The sequence below is a fragment of the Pseudidiomarina terrestris genome (genome assembly GCF_030466405.1).
In the GTDB taxonomy this organism is placed as follows: Bacteria; Pseudomonadota; Gammaproteobacteria; order Enterobacterales; family Alteromonadaceae; genus Pseudidiomarina; species Pseudidiomarina terrestris.
In genome coordinates, this window is sequence record NZ_JAGGJF010000001.1 from 461,065 (window position 1) to 479,963 (window position 18,899).

General features: G+C 52.9%; 14 protein-coding genes. 3 read left to right on the top strand and 11 right to left on the bottom strand.

Annotated features, from left to right (window positions below; translation table 11 throughout):
* Positions 1 to 10: 10 nt before the first annotated feature.
* The 3 genes from pyrC to J6J34_RS02180 form a co-directional block, all read right to left on the bottom strand.
* Positions 11 to 1,045: a dihydroorotase gene (gene pyrC / locus J6J34_RS02170; RefSeq protein WP_301719369.1), complete on the bottom strand. Its 1,035-nt coding sequence runs from the start codon at positions 1,043 to 1,045 to the stop codon at positions 11 to 13.
* 53 nt (positions 1,046 to 1,098) lie between these two features.
* On the bottom strand, positions 1,099 to 3,435 hold the full coding sequence (locus tag J6J34_RS02175) for a sensor domain-containing diguanylate cyclase (RefSeq protein WP_301719368.1): 2,337 nt from the start codon (positions 3,433 to 3,435) through the stop codon (positions 1,099 to 1,101).
* Between the two features lie 85 nt (positions 3,436 to 3,520).
* Entirely contained in the window at positions 3,521 to 4,102 is a 582-nt protein-coding gene (locus tag J6J34_RS02180) for a thymidine kinase (RefSeq protein WP_301719367.1), read from the bottom strand.
* Between the two features lie 116 nt (positions 4,103 to 4,218).
* Between J6J34_RS02180 and J6J34_RS02185 the strand changes: the two genes are divergently transcribed.
* Positions 4,219 to 5,448 carry an adenosine deaminase family protein gene (locus tag J6J34_RS02185; RefSeq protein WP_301719366.1) on the top strand — a complete coding sequence of 410 codons (1,230 nt, stop codon included), beginning with the start codon at positions 4,219 to 4,221 and terminating at the stop codon, positions 5,446 to 5,448.
* A 49-nt stretch (positions 5,449 to 5,497) separates the two neighbouring features.
* Here J6J34_RS02185 and J6J34_RS02190 read toward each other — a convergent pair whose 3' ends face one another.
* The 7 genes from J6J34_RS02190 to J6J34_RS02220 all read right to left on the bottom strand — a co-directional run bounded on the left by J6J34_RS02190 (position 5,498) and on the right by J6J34_RS02220 (position 14,132).
* The gene (locus tag J6J34_RS02190) at positions 5,498 to 7,933 is read right to left on the bottom strand and encodes a putative bifunctional diguanylate cyclase/phosphodiesterase (protein WP_301719365.1); all 2,436 of its coding nucleotides are present in this window, start codon (positions 7,931 to 7,933) and stop codon (positions 5,498 to 5,500) included.
* Positions 7,930 to 8,853 carry an ABC transporter substrate-binding protein gene (locus J6J34_RS02195; RefSeq protein WP_470383459.1) on the bottom strand — a complete coding sequence of 308 codons (924 nt, stop codon included), beginning with the start codon at positions 8,851 to 8,853 and terminating at the stop codon, positions 7,930 to 7,932. Before J6J34_RS02195 ends, J6J34_RS02190 begins: the two co-directional genes overlap by 4 nt.
* A 120-nt stretch (positions 8,854 to 8,973) precedes the next feature.
* Positions 8,974 to 10,053 carry an ABC transporter permease gene (locus J6J34_RS02200; protein ID WP_301719363.1) on the bottom strand — a complete coding sequence of 360 codons (1,080 nt, stop codon included), beginning with the start codon at positions 10,051 to 10,053 and terminating at the stop codon, positions 8,974 to 8,976.
* Entirely contained in the window at positions 10,043 to 10,999 is a 957-nt protein-coding gene (locus J6J34_RS02205; protein ID WP_301719362.1) for an ABC transporter ATP-binding protein, read from the bottom strand. Before J6J34_RS02205 ends, J6J34_RS02200 begins: the two co-directional genes overlap by 11 nt.
* Positions 10,992 to 11,963 (bottom strand): HlyD family secretion protein, encoded by a 972-nt coding sequence (locus J6J34_RS02210; protein ID WP_301719361.1) that lies wholly within the window; start codon positions 11,961 to 11,963, stop codon positions 10,992 to 10,994. The genes J6J34_RS02205 and J6J34_RS02210 overlap by 8 nt, the downstream gene beginning before the upstream one ends.
* A gap of 222 nt (positions 11,964 to 12,185) precedes the next feature.
* On the bottom strand, positions 12,186 to 12,731 hold the full coding sequence (gene ssb / locus J6J34_RS02215) for a single-stranded DNA-binding protein (RefSeq protein ID WP_301719360.1): 546 nt from the start codon (positions 12,729 to 12,731) through the stop codon (positions 12,186 to 12,188).
* Positions 12,732 to 12,749: 18 nt separating this feature from the next.
* Complete coding sequence (locus tag J6J34_RS02220; protein WP_301774303.1) at positions 12,750 to 14,132, bottom strand: MFS transporter; 1,383 nt, start codon at positions 14,130 to 14,132, stop codon at positions 12,750 to 12,752.
* Between the two features lie 105 nt (positions 14,133 to 14,237).
* Between J6J34_RS02220 and uvrA the strand changes: the two genes are divergently transcribed.
* Together uvrA and glsA are read left to right on the top strand one after the other, a co-directional pair.
* Positions 14,238 to 17,078: an excinuclease ABC subunit UvrA gene (uvrA, locus tag J6J34_RS02225; protein WP_301719357.1), complete on the top strand. Its 2,841-nt coding sequence runs from the start codon at positions 14,238 to 14,240 to the stop codon at positions 17,076 to 17,078.
* Positions 17,068 to 18,024: a glutaminase A gene (gene glsA, locus J6J34_RS02230; RefSeq protein ID WP_301898427.1), complete on the top strand. Its 957-nt coding sequence runs from the start codon at positions 17,068 to 17,070 to the stop codon at positions 18,022 to 18,024. Before uvrA ends, glsA begins: the two co-directional genes overlap by 11 nt.
* Here glsA and J6J34_RS02235 read toward each other — a convergent pair.
* Positions 18,004 to 18,810: a hypothetical protein gene (locus J6J34_RS02235; RefSeq protein ID WP_301774301.1), complete on the bottom strand. Its 807-nt coding sequence runs from the start codon at positions 18,808 to 18,810 to the stop codon at positions 18,004 to 18,006. The two genes, glsA and J6J34_RS02235, sit on opposite strands and share 21 nt — an antisense overlap.
* Positions 18,811 to 18,899: the final 89 nt, after the last annotated feature.

The window sequence follows — 18,899 nt, forward strand, 5'->3', positions numbered from 1 at the left end:
TATTTTTGTTTTACTTCTCCACTTGCCAGTTCAGGGTTTCGTTCGCCCAATAAGGAACCATCGGCCCTACAGCGGTATCGATAGTGGCGGCAACCTGCCAGGGCTCGCGCCGCAGCGTGACGGTCTCAGTTGCACGTGGATAGCCGTAGAAATCAGCGCCAAAGTGGCTGGCAAAATCAGCTAACTTATCCAACGCGTCCATGCGCTCAAAAAATTCAGCGTAGAGCTCCAGCGCAGCTGGCGCAGAATAACATCCGGCACATCCACAGGCGGCCTCTTTCTTCGACTGTGCATGGGGTGCAGAGTCAGTCCCCAGAAAGAACTTAGGGCTACCTGAAACCGCAGCTTTCTGCAGCGCCAGCTGATGTTCCCGCCGCTTGAGAATTGGCAAACAATAGTTATGTGGCCGTACGCCGCCCACCAGCAGATCGTTACGGTTCATCAACAGGTGCTGTGGCGTAATGGTGGCCGCGACATTGGCGCCCATACTTTCGACAAAAGCCACGGCATCACTGGTGGTGATGTGTTCAAGTATAAGTTTAAGCTGTGGATGGCGCTCCATTAACGGTCGCAGTTTGGTGTCGATGAACACTTTTTCGCGGTCGAATATGTCAATATCTGCTGTCGTCACTTCACCATGCACCAGCAAGGGAACCTTTAGCTCTGCCATTGCCGCAAAAACATGGTCTAAAGCTTCGATATCAGTGACGCCCGCTGCCGAATTGGTGGTCGCGCCCGACGGATAAAGCTTAAAGCCAATAATATTTTCATCGGCGGCGGCTTCCTCAACCTGCACACGCGAGGTTTGTTGGGTCAGATAAAGCGCCATTAACGGTTGAAAATCGGCCCCTGCTGGAACCTCTGCCATAATCCGTTCCCGGTAGGCCATGGCCTGCTGTGCGTCAGTAACTGGCGGTACCAGATTTGGCATGATCACCGCCCGCCCGAATACGGAAGCACTGGCGGGAACCGTGGTCGCCAACAGTTCATTGTCACGCAGGTGTAAATGCCAGTCATCTGGACGAGGAAGAGAAAGCTGTTGCATGAAAACCTCTTAACTTCAGAAAAGTGGATCTTAATATGGGTAGTATAACTGCTCTAGTCTTTAGTTACAGTCACACATTGGTTGCGACCCTTGGCTTTTGCTTTGTAGAGCGCTTCATCCGCCCGTGCCATCCAATGATCGAGTTTTTCGTCGTCTTTTCGAACCTCGGCAATACCGGCGCTGATGGTAACCGAGATCTCCTCTCCTTCAACCTTAAAGGACTTCTCGGCGATCGCTTTCCGAATACGCTCCAACGCCGTCGTCGCAGCATCAACCTCGGTATGCGTAAATAGTATCGCAAATTCCTCACCGCCAAGTCGACCGAATAAGTCCATGTCGCGCAGTTGCTTCTCCGCACGATGACAGAATTCGCGTAGCACCTGATCACCTGCAGCATGACCGTAGTTGTCATTGACGCTTTTAAAATGATCCAGATCGATAACAGCAACGGTCATGGGCACCTGGTAACGCTTAAACTCATCAAATCGTTTACTCATGGCCTCCCAGAACACGCGCCGGTTGGCTACCCCGGTCAACTCGTCAGTGGTGGCTAATTTGCGTAGCTCTTCCACCGCCTGTCTGCGTTCTTCATCCATCCGCCGCATATGCATCAGCGTTCCTAAGGTATCCAACATGGGTCGCAACAGACCCAGATACTCTTGTCTGTAATGCCCATCAGTATTGGCCAGCACCATCAGTCCAACCACGTCGCGCTTAAAGTAAAGTGGCATGACCAGAGCGTTATTCAGGTCCGGTAGCACCAGCGGCTTTAACGTCAGGTCCTGCTCGGACAGCGGCTCATGATAAAACTCGGGTTCGCCGCGCACTAACACAGAGCGCAGTACATCGCCCCCCACCTCGACCTCCAGCGACTGCTGAATCAGTTGCTGCATCGACTCTGATTTGTGCTCTATGCTACCGAGCCTCAAGCCGTGGGCCAGCACTAGATTTCGCTGTTGCGAGTGAGCAGGTAACTCACCGATAAAACCGACCTTACTGTCGGTCATGGTCATCAGTTTAGGCAGTGCGAAATCACAAACCTCGCTAAAGTTTTTTGCCAGCATAAACTCATTTTGCACGTGTGATACGAGCTCCAGAACCTCAGCCTGCTGCTCAAGGACTTTTTCACTGGCAATCAACTGAGTAATATCGTGATGAATGCCCATCATTTTCAGTGGACGCCCCTGGGCGTCACGAGCGATAATTTTTCCAACACTGTGAAGCCACAAATAGTGACCTGCCCGATGGCGCACACGAAACCGTGCATCGAAGCGATGCGTCACGCCTTTTGCATGCGCGCTCATCTGTTCTTGCATTTTCTCTATATCATCTGGGTGCACCAGTGTTCGCCAGTCCAGTTGCCGCTCTTGTTCAGCTGTATAGCCAGCAAGGGCCCACCACGAGTGGCTCAGCGTCAGTTTATCCGTTGGGATCGTCCACGACCAGTTAAAGAACTCGCCGGCAGCCAGCGCCAGCTCAAAATTCTGATTGGCTTCAAGCAGCGCTAATTCGAGCTCTTTACCCTTGCTGTCATCAAGTAAGTAGCCACGCACCCGTAGTACATTACCCTCTGTATCTTTATCCACCCGCGCATAATGATGAATCCAGCGAATCGTCGTGCTGTCATCTTGCTCGCCGACCACCCGATAATCCATTTCCAGAATGTCTTCGTCTCCATCGAGAACAGCGTGCATACGGCTTAACAGTTCCTCACGTTCATCAGGGTGGACGATGGACTCGTAGTTGACATCCTCACGCAGAAGGTAATCGTTGCCGTAGCCCAGCACTCGCTCGGCATTTTCGGCCACATAACTCAGATGGACGTCGGGTTCGACTCGCCATACCACAGCGCAGACCGGTCCGTGCGCGAGCACTTGCTGTTCAGCATGATAGTTTTCCAGTTCGTAGCGAGCAGTAATCGTTTCCGATACCCACTCCGCTAATACTTCCAGATAACGAATTTTTGAGGGAGGAAATTTATAAGGGGTTTGGGAAATAACGCACAAACTGCCCAAATGGTAATCGTTATATAAGGTAATCGGAGCGCCAGCATAAGACCGCACACCGCCTTCGGCCGTCACGTAGGGATTCTCACTAAAGCGCTCATCATCGATGGCATTTTCAACGATAACGGTCTCGCCCGCCGCAACCACGTGGGTGCAGAACGAAACCTCGCGCGGGGTTTCCGGCTCATCAAATCCCACTTTAGCTTTGAACCATTGACGCTCTTCGTCGACCAGCGTGATCAAAGCCGCATCAGCGCCGAGAACTTCTTTCACCAAAGCTGTGATCCGGTCAAAAATTGGATCTGCTTCAGTATCCAGAATGTCAAGTTGGTGCAGGAGTTGTAGACGAGCCTGCTCATTCGTAGGCAGCGGCACTGACCCCATATAACCTCCTGATCTTTGACTACCATTTTAAGCATAGCAGACGACGCGCAAAACACTGAATCAGATGAGTTAATCGAGTGATGACTTAACGCAGCCCGAGTTTCTCCTTCCAATGCTTGCGGCAGCAAGAGATGTACCGGTCATTGCCACCAATTGCAATTTGCTCACCCACTTTAACCGCATCGCCATTTTCATCGATGCGCAGATTCATGGTCGCTTTGCGTCCACAGGAGCAAATGGTTTTCATCTCACTGACTTTATCCGCTACCGCGAGCAGCACTGCACTGCCCGGAAAGGCCTGTCCAAAAGCATCGGTACGGATGCCGTAACACATGACCGGAATATCAATGCGATCCACAACATCGGTCAGCTGCCATACCTGGGTTTCAGTCAGGAACTGCGCCTCATCAATGAGCACGCAATCCACCGGATCTTGCCCGTTGCGTGCTTCTATGAGCGCAGCGAGATCAGTACTGCTGGTGAAGGCTAATGCTTGCCGGTCAATTCCTAAGCGCGATGCGATTTTGCCTTTGCCCGCGCGTTCATCGATCGCCGGCGTCAGCAACAGCACACGCTGGTCGCGTTCTTCATAGTTGTGGGCAACTTGTAACAGCGAGGTACTCTTACCTGCGTTCATCGCCGAATAGGTGTAGTAAAGTGAAGCCATAGGTATGTCGTCTGGTTGGTTAATTGCGCACTGTACTTCAGATTTATACTGAGTTTAAGCGCTGATTGCAAAGCTCTATTTTGCTATACTAACGCAAACTTACAGTAGGAGTCCTTATGTCAAAGCGTTATTCTGAAGCCTTTCTTAAAGCGATGCCAAAGGCAGATCTCCATTTACATCTTGATGGCAGTTTGCGACCCGATGGCTTGATAGAAATGGCGAAGCGCAGTGGCGTTGAGCTGCCCTCCTATACCGTCGAAGGTCTTTACGAAAAAGTTTTCAAAGAGAGTTATAACAACCTTGGCGAATACTTAAATGGTTTTCAATACACCTGTGCTGTCCTGCGCGATATGGAAAATCTTGAGCAAGCCGCCTACGAGCTGGCAATGGATAATCTGGCCGAAGGCGTTATCTATATCGAAGTACGTTTCGCGCCACAATTGATGATGGATCCCAGTCGCGGTATCGACTTTGACAGAGTCATGCACACCACCAATGCTGGGCTCAAACGCGCCAAAGAGGAATACAACGGCCAGGAAGAAGTCCGCAACGGCAGCAAGCCCCCGTTCGATTACGGCATTATCAACTGCGCCATGCGCATGTTCGGCAAAAAAGGGTTTTCGCCTTATTACACCCAGTTATTTCAGACCCTGCGTGACCACCAACCAAAGCATGTGATCAAAATCGCCGCCATGGAAATGATACGCGCCAGTATTCGTTTACGCGACGAAGAAGGTTTGCCTATTGTCGGCCTGGATATTGCTGGTCAGGAAATGGGATACCCTGCGCATGAGTTCAAAGAGGTCTATGAGTATGCCCATCAAAACTTTTTGCTGAAAACCGTCCATGCCGGTGAAGCTTATGGTGCGGAAAGTATCTTCGAGGCATTGACCCAGTGCTATGCAGATCGCCTGGGCCACGGCTACTCTTTGTTTTCGCCGGAAATGATTCAGGACCCGACGATTACTGACAAAGAGAGCTACGCCAACAAATTAGCCTCTTTCATTGCTGATCGGCGGATCGCGGTAGAGGTCTGTATCACCAGTAACCTGCAGACCAACCCGGCCATTGGCGATGTCACTCAGCATAACTTTAAGCACATGTATGCGCATCGCCTGGCAACCGTCATCTGCACCGATAACAGACTGGTGTCCCGCACTACAGTCACCCGCGAATACGAACTTGCTCTGCAAACCGCAGAGGTGCCACTGAAACGGCTAAAAGATATGGTCGCGTATGGCTTCAAAAAGAACTTTTTCCCGGCCAACTATCTGGCGAAAAGGGAGTATGCGAAGCACGCGCTGCAGTATTTTGATAAAGTCGCCGCAGAGCATAACGTCAGCTAACATCCGCAGCCGGCAAGTCCCCATAGGAACCTCCTGAACGAAAGTTTTTTTAGCTCGTAAAGTAGTTCCTATGGAAGTCTTCTATCGGCAGCGGCTTATCGAATAAATAGCCCTGCAGCACCATGTCTGCATCATGGCGGGCAAGATAATCCACCTGTTCCTGGGTTTCCACACCTTCAGCAACGATGCGCAAGCGTAAGTTACTGGCAATGGCGACAATCGAATCGACAATAGCTTGTTGCTCCTGGTTGCCTACTGCCTGCACGAAGCTTTTATCGATTTTGAGCTCTTGCAATGGCAGACGTTGCAAATAGGAGAGTGATGAGTAACCTGTGCCAAAATCATCAATAGAGAATTGCACACCGCTTTGCTGCAGCGCCTCCATTTTACTAATGATGTCGCCAAGGTCTTCGACAAACAGGTTCTCGGTGACCTCTAAAATCAACCGACTCGGATCTGCACCACTTTGCTGTAACTCATGTTCAATGAAGTAAACAAAGTCGTACTTCCGGAACTGCCGTGGACTGATGTTAATGGCCAACGTTAGCGGTGCCGGCAATCGTTTAAGTTCGGCGAGCGCAGCGCGAACAATCCACTTGCCCAAGTCGACGATGAGGTCAGTTTGCTCTGCAACCGCTATGAAATCTGCCGGCGATACCATGCCGCGTGAGGGGTGATTCCAGCGCAACAACACTTCCGCACCCACTAGTTCACCGTTTTCTCTGACCTGGGGTTGTAAATAAAGCTCAAGGCCACTGTCGTTCAGAGCCAGTCGCAGTTCACGTTCAATCTCGTAACGCTTCTCAAGTTCAGTACTGTAAGACACGTCATAGACTGCAGTTTGGTTACCGCCAGCATCCTTCGCCGTGTGCACGGCTGTTTCTGCATGTCGGATGATGGCGTCTGCGGATTCGGCGCACTCCTGATAAATCACAATGCCCGCACTGGCAGTCACGGATACCTGTTCACTCTGGATCAAAATTGGCTGACCAATTTCGGCCAGTACTAATTTTACCAGCATCTGGGTATCCGCAAGCACAGACTCCTGTGAGGCCTGTTTGGCAGAGAGTAATACCGCAAATAAATCGCCGCCCAGATTGGCCACAAAAGCACCGTCTTCGTCCGCGACCAAACCTCGAATCCGGCTGGCCGTGGTTTTCAAAATAGCATCGCCAAACTGGAAACCGCGCACGTCGTTGATACGTTGCAAGCCGTCCAGGTCAAATAAAACCACTGAACCCTGACCACCGCGAGGAAGTTCCTCCAGCTGCTGCGCTAAATGCTCAATACAGCTGGTGCGATTGGGTAATTCTGTAAGTGCGTCGTAATAAGCCAGATATTCCACCTTCGCTTCAGCTTCGACGCGCTCAGTAATATTTGTTTTACTCGCTAAATAATGTGTAATTCGTCCGTGCTCGTCACGCAGCGGCGAAACCGTTGCCCATTCCCGAAACTCCTGGCCTTGCTTGGTGCGGTTATACAGCTCGCCCTGCCAGATCTCTCCTTCGACCAAGTTGCTCCAAAGCTGCTGATAGTCCTCTTCCGGGGTACGTCCGGAGGACAGAATGCGGGGGTTTTCACCGATAATTTCTGCCGCACTGTAGCCTGTGGTACGTTCAAAGGCCGGGTTCACGTACTCAATCTTCCCATCCAGGTCGGTAATCATAATGCTTTCATTGGCTTGTTCTACCGCAGCCGAAAGTTTGCGCAACTGAGTTTCACGCTTCCTGCGCTCGCGTATGGCCAGTTTAAATCGCTGGGCCAGCACACCAAATTCATTGGGGAGTCGGGTCGGCAAGGGCGCGGTCGAGGCATCACCATCACCGAATTGTGAGACTGCGAAGGCCAGTTGCTCGGCTGGTCTGACAACAAGTCGTTGCAAGCCCCACCATAACGCAACGCCGACCACCAGTAACAGCAACATGAGTAAACTAAGGGGTACCCAAGGCAGTCTTTCCAGTAAATACCAATCTGAGGAATGACGGTATTCTGCCACCAACAAGTTACGCTGAGTCCGTTGGGAAACCCTGATGCTTTCAAAAATCGGCGCAATAGCAATAAAGTGATCGTGTTCGGGATGGAACTCAATAAAGGTTTTGCCGCTATAGGCGACTTGCGACAACGTTAACTGATCAAGGTCACCTAATAGATGTTGCAGCTGGCCACTGACTTGGTGTGGTTCATAGCCAGCAACAATGCTACCACTGACATCAACGATTGCCGCATTCGCCAACCGCGGGTGGACGTGCATCTCACTTAGCAGCTCTGGAATTGAAGTCTCACGGTCGGCGGTGTACATGCGGTTAAACGAGCCCTGTGCCATGGTCAGGTTACTGAGTAACTCCAGTCGGGCTGAGCTCAACGCAGTTTTTTGCTGTGCGTTAATAAGGAAGTACATCAACCCGAGGACGATGGCAAAGATCGCCACCACGACCGGTATGGTTAACTGCACAGAGAGCTTATTCCACCAATGCAAACGCCTCATTCCATAGCTCCGCATTCGGTCAGTGGCACCACGGCATCATGCATACCGCTGGCAACCAGGTAGTTCGCCGTGGCGGGCATATCCTTTTGCAACACACGCTCAAGCGCACTCTGTTGCTCGGAACGCGTCACAAAATGCACCCCTTGCAGGGCCTTTTCCAGCTCTTCTGTAGAGCTACCGGTTAACTCAATAAGCCCCTGCCAGAACTCCTGCTCACGCTCCTGTAACTGCGCCAACGCCTGCGGCCAGAGACTTTGCTTTAACCGCTGCACCAACGGTTTGGCCCTGGACCAGGCCGCCTTATGTAAAATCAAGATATCCACCACTGAGACATCCGGATGCGAAGAGTCAAAAATGACTTTCGCTCCACTTTCACGCAGTTTCTCGATAAAAGGTTGATAAGTGATAATAGCGTCCACTTTTCGCTCGCTGAATGCGTCAAGGTGTTGGGTCGGCAACAGAATTCGCGTCGTGACATCGGTCATGTTCAGGTCATGCAGGGTTAACCAGCGCGACAGCATGTAACGGGCGATAGTACTATCTTCAAGACCTACCGTGATGGGTTCTTTGGCCTGCGGCTGCCAATCATTCTGCACCATCACCGCATCGGCACCCATGGAACGGTCGAGCACCATGGCAATGCAATAGTCACCATCGGTGAAGGTATTGACGCTGAGGGCGTTATCCAGAGTTACAAAGGCACCACTTACGGCCTCGTTGCCCAGCATACGCATTACGCTTACATCTGAAGCCAGCATCACGGTTTTCAGACCTGGCGGGATAAGCTCGGGGTCAACTGCAGCGAGCGTATAGATCGGCATGGCGCCCAGCCAAGCATTACCTACAATTACCACGTCATCTTTAGGTGGACTGCAGCCAAGTAAGGTAAAACTGACAAGACAGCTGAGTATAAATCGCATCACAAAAGCGTTAACCCTGATAAATTGAACGCATGATGGTGATAGTTTAGGTAATAACGTCTGATTTTTCGAGCTTTATCGTGCGATTAACACGCTAGAACGCGCGTCATTGGTGAGCGATTAATCGAGTCGTTTTTTAAAGCGTAAGGTCGCCAGTACCATAAATACTGCGAAAAAAGCCAGAAGTGGCCAAATTTCCATGTGTAATTCGCCGATCTCTGTACCGCGCACCAGAATCCCCCGCGACAATCGCACAAAGTGCGTCAGTGGTATCACTTCGCCGATCCACTGTGCTGCCCGCGGCATCCCCTCAAAAGGGAACATGAATCCTGACAACAATATCGATGGCAAAAACGTAAATACGGTCAACTGCATGGCTTCAAACTGAGTTTTGGCAAATGTGGAAACGGTCAAGCCCAGCGCCAGCGAAGCGAGAATAAACAACATCGACGCCAGATAAATGTCTATAACGCGACCACGCACTGGAACATCAAACAGCCACTGACTCACCAGCACAATTAAGGTCACCTGAATCAGACCGATCAGTACGTAGGGCAAAATTTTGCCTAACATCAGCTCAACCCGTTTCACCGGGGTAGTAATTAACATTTCCAGGTTACCGCGCTCACGTTCGCGCACGATGGCGATAGCGGTGAACAGCACCATGGTCATGTGCAAGATAACGCCGATTAATGCCGGGACGATGTTCACCGGCGACCTGCGCTCTGGGTTGTAATAGGTCCGCGGTTCGAACAAAGGCGAACGCAGCTGCTGGCCCGGCAGCGGCATTTCGCTTAAGCCCCGGGCGATTCGTTCCACCGTCGGATCTGAACCATTGATCAGTAACTGGCCCACCGGACGCTCAGCATCGATGACGCGCCGCTCAAAATCGGGTGGGATAAAAATCCCGACATCAATCTGGCCGGTATCCAGCAACTCTTTAAGCTCTTCTGGTCCGCTTGCAGCTCTGGAGATACTGATCACCTGGCTGGCATCTGCAGACGCAACCAGTTGCCTGGAGAGGGTGGTATTGGCGTGGTCAGCTACAGCCGCGTTGACATTGCGCACATCCAGATCGATAGCATAGCCAAACAGTAGGATTTGTAATAGCGGTACACCGACGATCATGCCAAAGGTAAGACGGTCTCGTTTCAGTTGCCGTACTTCCTTTCCGGCAATCGCCAGCAGTCTACGCAGCATGGCCAGGCTCTCCATCCTTACGGTTGGGCCGAGTTGCCACCACGAAAACATCTTCCAGATTGGCGGTGACAGCTGTGACCTCTGCCTCGACCTCGGCCTCGTTCAGGGCCTCACGTATGAGTTTTGCTGGCTCTGCAAGGTTCTTGTCGGTAAGTGCATGCAAGCGCGCACCGAGCTGCGCGACGCTCTGGACTCCGTCAATGCCTTCCAGGCAATCTCTGGCGGCCCGCGGTGACGAGGTTTCGATTTCGACAACACCGGCGTCGATCTCACTGATAAGATCCCGGGGCCTGCCTTCAGCAACAAGTCGCCCTTTATTAAGAATAGCTAACCGGTGACACCGCTCCGCTTCATCCATGTAATGGGACGATACCAGTACCGTGGTGCCATCTTCAGCGAGCCCAAATAAGATATCCCAAAAGTCCCGCCGGCTTTGTGGGTCGACCGCTGAGGTCGGTTCGTCAAGAATAAGTAGCCGCGGCCGATGTAGCGTTGCGCCGGCCAGCGCCAGCCGCTGTTTCTGGCCTCCGCTTAAGGTCGCCGCAAACTGATGACGTTGCTCATTCAGCCAATAACGCTCCAGCGCACCATCGATGGTTTTGCTCAGCTCCTTGCCGGGCACTCCGTACACTGTTGCTAAAAACTTCAGGTTCTCGGCAACGGTCAGATCTTCGTAAAGTGAAAATTTCTGCGTCATGTAGCCGATTTCGCGCTTCACTTGCTCGGCCTGACCCGGGACCTGATAGCCCAGGACCTCAACCTCGCCGGAGCTGGGGGTGAGCAAGCCACAAAGCATTCTAATCGCCGTTGACTTGCCCGATCCGTTCGGTCCCAAAAAACCGTAGATAGCCGCTTCCGGAATCTCCAGATCGACACTGTCGACAGCGGTTAAGTCGCCAAAGTGTTTCGTGAGTCCTTTAGCGGTAATGGCCACTGACTCACTCATTGCTCGTCTCCGCGCTGCCTGGCAGCACCACCATGCGCACCGGGATGCCACTTGGCAGCTCACTGGCGTCGTTCAGATCAATTTCCACCAAGTAGCTAAGACGCTCGGCGTCATGTTCGGTGAGCGCAAAATAAGGCGTGTAAGAGGCTTCACCGGCAACAAAGCGAACTTCACCTTCGCGCTCACCGTGCCCATCAACGTTCACCCTGACCTTATCCCCTGCCTGCAGCTGATGATGCAGCGCTGCCGGGACGTAAACCCTGGCATAGGGAGCTTGATCAGTGGCCTGCAAAATGACCAACGCAGCACCTGCCGGCGGCCGTTCGCCCAGCTCAAATGGCAACGCCTCGACGCGCGCGGCACGGGGTGCCGTTTGCACGAGACGTTTGACGGTGAGTTGCTGCCGGGTGACGGCGGCCTCCGCCTCACGCACCGCTGCGCGTGCCTGCTCTAACTGCTCAACGGTCGTACCAGCCAATAAAGCGGCCAATGCTGCCCGCGCGGCAGCGACCTGACCTGCAGCCTGCTCCCGCGCATTGCGGGCGCGCTCGAGTTGTTCACGGCTGGCAAGGTTTTGTTGTTCAAGTGGCGCAATACGCTGCACGTCTTGCCGAGCCGTCTGCAGTTCCGCCTCCGCCGCGGTAAGATGGCCTCGAGCTTCGTCGATCGCTTCTTGCCGCGGTCCGCGCACCAGTTCGTCTAAGCGTCGCCGAACACGGTCGGCAGCGGCCGTGAGTCGCGCCAGCTCCGCATTTACCCGCTCATTATCCTGCTCAATCAGTGTCTCGCCGACGGTGACCTGCTGTCCCTCGCGCACATGAATCGCCGTTACCGGTTCACCCAGTTCCGCGCTGAGCTGGATACGGTCACGTTCGAGTGTGCCCACCACCATAAATTGTGTAGGGTCGCTGCAGCCGCTAAGAAATAAGAGTGTCAGCATGAAAAGCCGGCGAATATGAATCATGACCTGTCTCCTGAGGGAAACTTCGTTGGCGGTGTTGGCGAATCGAATAGCCTGAAGTCGCACTGTTGCTGCCGTTGGATGTTCCTATTTAATAAGCATTTTATGGCTCAAGTCAACCGACCTAAAGGCGCAAGGATTGCCGCAGAGCCTGTCCAGTCAATAAAAAGCCCCTGCGAAGAGGGGCTCTGAAGATAAGCTTTGATTACCGATGACGCATCGACTTTAGAACGGGATGTCGTCGTCAAATTCCTGATCTGGCACAAAAGGTTCAGGTTCAGGCCGCTGCGCCGGGCGCTGTTGTGGTTGCTGCGGTGCCGGCTGGCGTTGTTGCTGGCCACCTTGCTGGTACTGGCCGCTTTGTCCACTTGTCTGGCCTTGGCCCTGGCTTTGACCCTGGCTTTGATAGCCGCCACCTTGTCCGCCACCCGGACGACCGTCAAGCATTTGCATTTCGTTAATGACGATCTCGGTAGTATAGCGCTCGACGCCATCCTGGCCTTGCCACTTACGAGTTTGCAGGCGGCCTTCGACGTAGACCTTGGAGCCTTTCTTTAAATATTCACCAGCAATTTCTGCCAGACGGCGATAGGCTACACATTTGTGCCACTCGGTTTGCTCGCGCGGCTCACCGGTTTGCTTGTCTTTCCAGCTTTCGCTGGTGGCAATCGACAGGTTGGCAATCGCTGTGTTGTTCTGCGTGTACCGGATCTCTGGGTCGGCACCTAAGTTGCCGATAAGTATAACTTTATTAATGCCACGACTGGCCATGCCCTGCTCCTATCTTATCTATTGGTACGACGCCACGAGCGTCGTTATCGCTTGTTCATTGTAATCAGTTTTGTGAACTTTTAAATAGGCGGTTTGCTCACTGCTGACGATTCGCACTTCCTCGACACCTTCGGCATCGGCGAGTTGGTCGGCAAGCTGCTGCAGTTCCTCATTTTCAAGTTCGCGTAATTTGAAACTCACATTCTGCCATTGTGGCGGGGCTTGCATACCAAAGCTAATCACAAACCAACATACTAGCAGCAGTACACTGAACCAAACAACGCCGCTGAGGCCGTAACTCTGTAACAATGCGCCACCGGCTAACCCACCGACGAAAGCACCGCCGAACTGAGCCGTCGCGTAAACACCACTGGCGCTGCCTTTGCGGCCCGCGGGCGCGAAGCGCGTCAGACTCGAGGGCAAGGTCGCCTCAAGAAAGTTAAAACCCGTGAAAAAGAGGATGATTGCGATACTGAATATCAGCCAACTGCCCTGCGCCCATCCGATAATTCCTATGGCGGTAATAAGTAAAATAATCGCAACACGGAAGAACCGTGGTTGTTGGCGACGTTTCTCAGCCCAGATCAGCATCGGGATCATGAAAGCAAAGGAGACAAACAGCGTCGGCAGATACAGCCAGGCATGGTGCTCACTCGCCAGGCCACCGGCGACAAGCTGCGTCGGCACGACCACGAAAAAAGCGGTTAACAGGCAATGCAAAATAAATACACCAGCGTTCAGTCGCGCCAGTTGCGGATGTTTGGCAATCTGTCCCAGCTCTGCCAGATTCGGGAGCAAATCCCCCCGCGCTGCGCGCAGCTCGACCTTAGGCACCGCAAAAGCGAACACCAGCAAACCGAACACAGCACTGCAGGCGGTAAACAGGAATAATCCGGATAAGCCGATATGTTGCCCCAGCAAAGGCCCCAGCACCAGTGCCAGGGCAAAGGAGAGGCCAATGCACATACCGATCATCGCCATCACTTTCGGTCGCTGTGAATCACGGGTGATATCCGCGGCAAGCGCCAGAATGGCGGCGGCGATAGCGCCCATGCCCTGTAACGCACGCCCAAGCACGACGCCAGTTAGAGTTTCTGCGTAGGCGGCCACCAGACTGCCAACAATAAACACCAACAAACCACCGATAATCACCGGCCGGCGGCCGATGCGGTCCGATAACATTCCCATCGGGATCTGTAGCAATGCCTGGGTAAGCCCATACGCACCGATCGCGAGTCCGATCAGCAGCGGCGTATAGTCTGGATAATTTTTTCCATAAATCGCCATTACCGGCATGATCAGAAACAGCCCCAGCATGCGTAACCCAAATACAGCAGCTAAAGCACCCGAGGCACGGCGTTCTACGGCGGTAAGGCGTTGATCGTTCGAAGACTTAGGCATCTATCTCTCGGCGTTGCTAGAAAAATTCGCTGGTGATTGTACCAGAAGGTGGTCACTGTGCGATAATGCTCGATTCAATTTCGCCAACGGAGTTACAGGTTAACTATGGACTTTATAGAAGTACGCGGCGCCCGCACCCATAACTTAAAAAATCTGCAGCTGACGATGCCCCGCGATAAACTTATCGTGATCACCGGCCTGTCTGGCTCGGGAAAATCCTCGTTGGCGTTCGACACGCTTTACGCTGAAGGTCAACGTCGCTACGTCGAATCGCTATCAGCTTATGCACGTCAGTTTTTATCTCTTATGGAAAAGCCCGACGTCGACAGCATCGAAGGCCTGTCACCGGCCATTTCCATCGAACAAAAATCAACTTCCCACAATCCACGTTCGACGGTGGGTACCATCACCGAGATCTATGATTATCTGCGGTTGATGTTCGCCCGCGTCGGCGAACCACGCTGCCCTGTGCACCACGAGCCGTTAGCAGCACAGACGATCTCGCAGATGGTCGATCAGGTACTGGAGCTACCTGAGGGCGAAAAGTTAATGATCCTGGCTCCCATCATTCAAGATCGCAAAGGCGAGCACACTAAAGTTCTTGATAATCTCGCAGCGCAGGGCTTCATCCGCGCGCGCATTGACGGCGAACTCTGCGACCTGAGTGATCCGCCCTCACTGGAATTGCAAAAGAAACATACCATTGAAGTAGTGGTCGACCGCATTAAGGTCCGCGAAGGTCTGGAACTGCGTCTCGCTGAATCTTTTGAAACAGCTCTGGAACTCAGTGGCGGTACTGCTATCGTCGCGCCACTGGACGCTGATTCAAAGCTCGAGTCGATGATTTTCTCAGCCAATTTCGCCTGTCCGCAATGTGGTTACAGCATGCAGGAACTCGAGCCACGGCTATTTTCCTTCAACAATCCTGCAGGCGCCTGTAGTTCGTGCGATGGCCTCGGCATTGAACAGTTCTTTGACCCACAGCGCGTCATTAACAATGATGAACTGAGCCTGACCGGTGGCGCCATTCGGGGCTGGGACAAACGTAACTTTTACTACTACCAGATGCTGCAATCGCTCGCTCGGCATTATGGTTTTGATTTAAATAAGCCGTTTAATCAGCTCAGCGAAAAGCACCGCGAAGTGATTCTCTTTGGCAGCGGCCGCGAGGAAATTGAGTTTACCTATCTGAATGACCGTGGCGATCGGGTGATTCGTAAGCATAGCTTCGAAGGTATCATCCCGAACATGCAACGCCGTTATCGGGAAACGGACTCCACCGCGGTGCGCGAAGAATTGTCTAAATACTTAGCCGCTCAGCCCTGTAAGAGCTGTGGTGGTGCGCGGTTGCGCCAGGAAGCAAGAAACGTGTTCGTTAATGACACTACCTTGCCGGAAGTTGTGGACCAGTCCATTGGTGCGGCACTGGAGTTCTTCCAGAACCTCGAGCTCGATGGCCAGCGCGCTCAGATCGCAGAAAAGATTCTTAAAGAGATCAACGACCGTCTTGGCTTTTTGGTCAATGTCGGCCTGAACTACCTGAGCCTGTCCCGCAGTGCCGAAACCTTGTCCGGTGGTGAAGCCCAGCGTATTCGCCTCGCCAGCCAGATTGGTGCCGGACTGGTCGGCGTCATGTACGTGCTGGACGAGCCATCCATAGGCCTGCATCAGCGTGACAACGAACGTCTGTTAAATACCCTTACCCGGCTGCGCGATTTGGGCAACACTGTGATCGTCGTAGAGCATGATGAAGATGCGATCCGGGCTGCGGACCATGTCATCGATATCGGGCCCGGAGCGGGCGTCCATGGCGGCGAGATCGTTGCTCAGGGTACCTTTGAAGACATTCTTAAGAGTGAGCGCTCGCTCACTGCGGACTACCTGTCAGGGCGCAAGAAGATTGACATTCCAGCGCAACGTCATCAGCCGGGAGACAAGTGGTTAACCTTGTCCGGCGCAACTGGCAATAATCTCAAAAACGTGACGCTGAAACTGCCCGTCGGAGTGATGTCCTGCATTACCGGGGTTTCCGGTTCCGGTAAATCGACACTGGTGAACGATACCCTGTTCCGCATTGCCCACCGCGATCTGAATAAGGCCACTGCCATTGAGCCGGCGCCCTACGCTGACATCGATGGCATGCAGTACCTGGATAAAGTAGTCGATATCGATCAAAGCCCGATTGGCCGTACGCCGCGTTCAAATCCGGCAACCTACACCGGCATTTTTACGCCGATTCGTGAACTGTTCTCGGGGACTGAGGAAGCTCGTTCACGCGGTTACAAGCCGGGCCGTTTCAGTTTTAATGTCCGTGGCGGACGCTGTGAAGCCTGTCAGGGCGACGGCGTCATCAAAGTCGAAATGCATTTTTTACCCGATGTCTATGTCCCCTGCGACGTTTGTAAGGGTAAACGCTATAACCGTGAAACCCTGGAAATTAAATACAAAGGTAAAAGCATTCACGAAGTGCTCGATATGACCATCGAGGATGCCCATGAATTCTTTGCGCCAGTGCCTGCTATCGCGCGTAAATTGCAAACTCTGATGGATGTCGGGCTCAGCTACGTGCGACTCGGACAATCCGCAACCACCCTTTCCGGGGGTGAAGCACAGCGGGTCAAGTTGTCTCGCGAGCTGTCTAAACGGGATACCGGAAAAACCCTGTATATCCTGGATGAACCGACCACGGGTCTGCATTTTCACGATATCCAGCAGTTGCTGAACGTACTGCATCGCCTGCGTGACCACGGCAATACTGTGGTTATCATTGAGCATAATCTGGACGTCATAAAAACTGCGGACTGGATTGTTGATTTAGGTCCCGAAGGTGGCGCTGGCGGTGGTGAGATCCTCACCGAAGGTGCGCCGGAGACGATCATCAATTGCGAACGGTCACATACTGCACGCTTCCTGGGTCCTATGTTAAAGTCTGACCATGACGCATGATGTGATTAGTGGTGGGCAATCCATAAACGCCCCGGACAATCTGAAGCCCTTGCTGCAAGAGATCTTGCAGCAAGCCCTGCGGGTTGGTGAAGGTAAAGTCGCCGACTACATTCCAGCGCTCGCCGAGGTAAAGCCAGACTACTGCGCGCTGACGGTCGCGACCCTGGATGGTAAAGTCACTTCCGTGGGTGACAGCGAGGTTGCTTTTTCGATCCAGTCTATTTCAAAGATTTTTGGTTTAATGCTGGCCATGGAGCGTATGGGCGAAAGTCTCTGGGACCGCGTCCAGATGGAACCTTCCGGACAGCCTTTCAATTCCATTGTGCAGCTTGAGTGGGAGCGCGGCATTCCCCGTAACCCCATGATCAACGCCGGCGCGATTTTAGTAAGTGATGTGCTGGTCAGTCATTACTCGACCAGTAAAGCAGCGGTTCTGAGTATGGTACGCGGTCTCTGCAACAACGAAACTGTGTCTGCCGACAGCCGCGTGCACGAATCCGAAGTTGAACACGGTTCGCGCAACGCCGCACTCGCTTATCTGATGAAAAGCTTTGGCAATATTGACGCAGACGTTGAAGAGGTACTGGACCACTATTTCTGGCAGTGCGCATTAACCATGAACACCGAAGACCTGGCCCGTAGCCTGGCGTTTTTAGCCAACCGTGGTAAGTGCCCTCGTAGCGGTCGCCAAATTACCTCCCACCGGGACGCCCAGCGGATCAATGCCTTACTCAGTACCAGTGGCATGTATGACCAGTCCGGACAGTTCGCGTTTACTGTGGGGCTGCCCGCAAAGAGCGGTGTTGGCGGCGGTATTGTTGCCATTGTCCCTGACTACGGTGTGATCGCAGCCTGGTCTCCACCTTTAAATAGCTACGGCAACTCCGCCCGTGGGATGGCGATGATTCGCAATCTCGCCAATCAATTAGGTCTTAGTGTCTATTAGTACATTGACCCGCGCCGGAGGCCAGGGAAGATCGTAATCAGCCAGCAGGTTCGCCAGGCTACCGTCCTCAATTAACGGCTGCAGCACCTGTTGCCACTCTTCTAAAGTAAAGCCCTTTGCCGGGTTGACCAGGGTCCGCAATTCGTAGGTATCGTAGGGCTCGCGCTTAAGCAACAAATCATCAAACCATGGCTCATGGCGAAGCTGGTGCAGGTACTCATCATGCAACATGACCACATCCAGCCGACCGTTGAGCAACATTTTGATGTTCACTCTATGGCTGAGTGACAGGTAGACATTGTAATGATCTTCTAAAACAGCCTGATCAGTCTGGTTATTCAAAAATGGATAATGGTAACCTGTTAATCCGCCAAAGCGTAAGCCTGGCTGCGCAAAGAAACTCTGTCCCCGATCTTCTTTTTGCAGAGCTACAAAGCGTTCAGCACCCTGCACTAAAACTCTTCCCGCGCGAATTCCCGGAAACTGCTGAGGCCAACCCCAGGCCGGCGACTCAAACAGGATCATGTTGCAGCACCCAGCTTCGCTGAGCGCGCGAAAGCGTGCTTTTGAAGGTATGTCCTCAAGGACAAAGAAATAATCGCTCTGGCGGCTGTTGAGGGCCTCCAGGAGGTCTCCTACCAGGTGAGTATCACTGTAAGCTGAGAAATAGGGAGGGAAATCGTATGCAGCTACCACAATCTGCTCAGCAGCCTGAGGTTTGGCAGCCTGCACCGGCGCGAAAGCAGCGGCCACTATAAAAACAAAAAGCAACGTAAATTGACGCACTAGGGCCTCGGTATCAGCTAATCTGCCATCATCTTCGTTTGCACCCCAGCGAATGTCAAGCCATTGCCAGTTGCGCGACTGGAAAGACG

Excerpts from the sequence above, each read along its gene's own strand:
- pyrC (WP_301719369.1), bottom strand. The coding sequence starts at position 1,045 with ATGCAACAGCTTTCTCTTCCTCGTCCAGATGACTGGCATTTACACCTG.
- J6J34_RS02175 (WP_301719368.1), bottom strand. The coding sequence starts at position 3,435 with ATGGGGTCAGTGCCGCTGCCTACGAATGAGCAGGCTCGTCTACAACTC.
- J6J34_RS02180 (WP_301719367.1), bottom strand. The coding sequence starts at position 4,102 with ATGGCTTCACTTTACTACACCTATTCGGCGATGAACGCAGGTAAGAGT.
- J6J34_RS02185 (WP_301719366.1), top strand. The coding sequence starts at position 4,219 with ATGTCAAAGCGTTATTCTGAAGCCTTTCTTAAAGCGATGCCAAAGGCA.
- J6J34_RS02190 (WP_301719365.1), bottom strand. The coding sequence starts at position 7,933 with ATGAGGCGTTTGCATTGGTGGAATAAGCTCTCTGTGCAGTTAACCATA.
- J6J34_RS02195 (WP_470383459.1), bottom strand. The coding sequence starts at position 8,853 with ATGCGATTTATACTCAGCTGTCTTGTCAGTTTTACCTTACTTGGCTGC.
- J6J34_RS02200 (WP_301719363.1), bottom strand. The coding sequence starts at position 10,053 with ATGCTGCGTAGACTGCTGGCGATTGCCGGAAAGGAAGTACGGCAACTG.
- J6J34_RS02205 (WP_301719362.1), bottom strand. The coding sequence starts at position 10,999 with ATGAGTGAGTCAGTGGCCATTACCGCTAAAGGACTCACGAAACACTTT.
- J6J34_RS02210 (WP_301719361.1), bottom strand. The coding sequence starts at position 11,963 with ATGATTCATATTCGCCGGCTTTTCATGCTGACACTCTTATTTCTTAGC.
- ssb (WP_301719360.1), bottom strand. The coding sequence starts at position 12,731 with ATGGCCAGTCGTGGCATTAATAAAGTTATACTTATCGGCAACTTAGGT.
- J6J34_RS02220 (WP_301774303.1), bottom strand. The coding sequence starts at position 14,132 with ATGCCTAAGTCTTCGAACGATCAACGCCTTACCGCCGTAGAACGCCGT.
- uvrA (WP_301719357.1), top strand. The coding sequence starts at position 14,238 with ATGGACTTTATAGAAGTACGCGGCGCCCGCACCCATAACTTAAAAAAT.
- glsA (WP_301898427.1), top strand. The coding sequence starts at position 17,068 with ATGACGCATGATGTGATTAGTGGTGGGCAATCCATAAACGCCCCGGAC.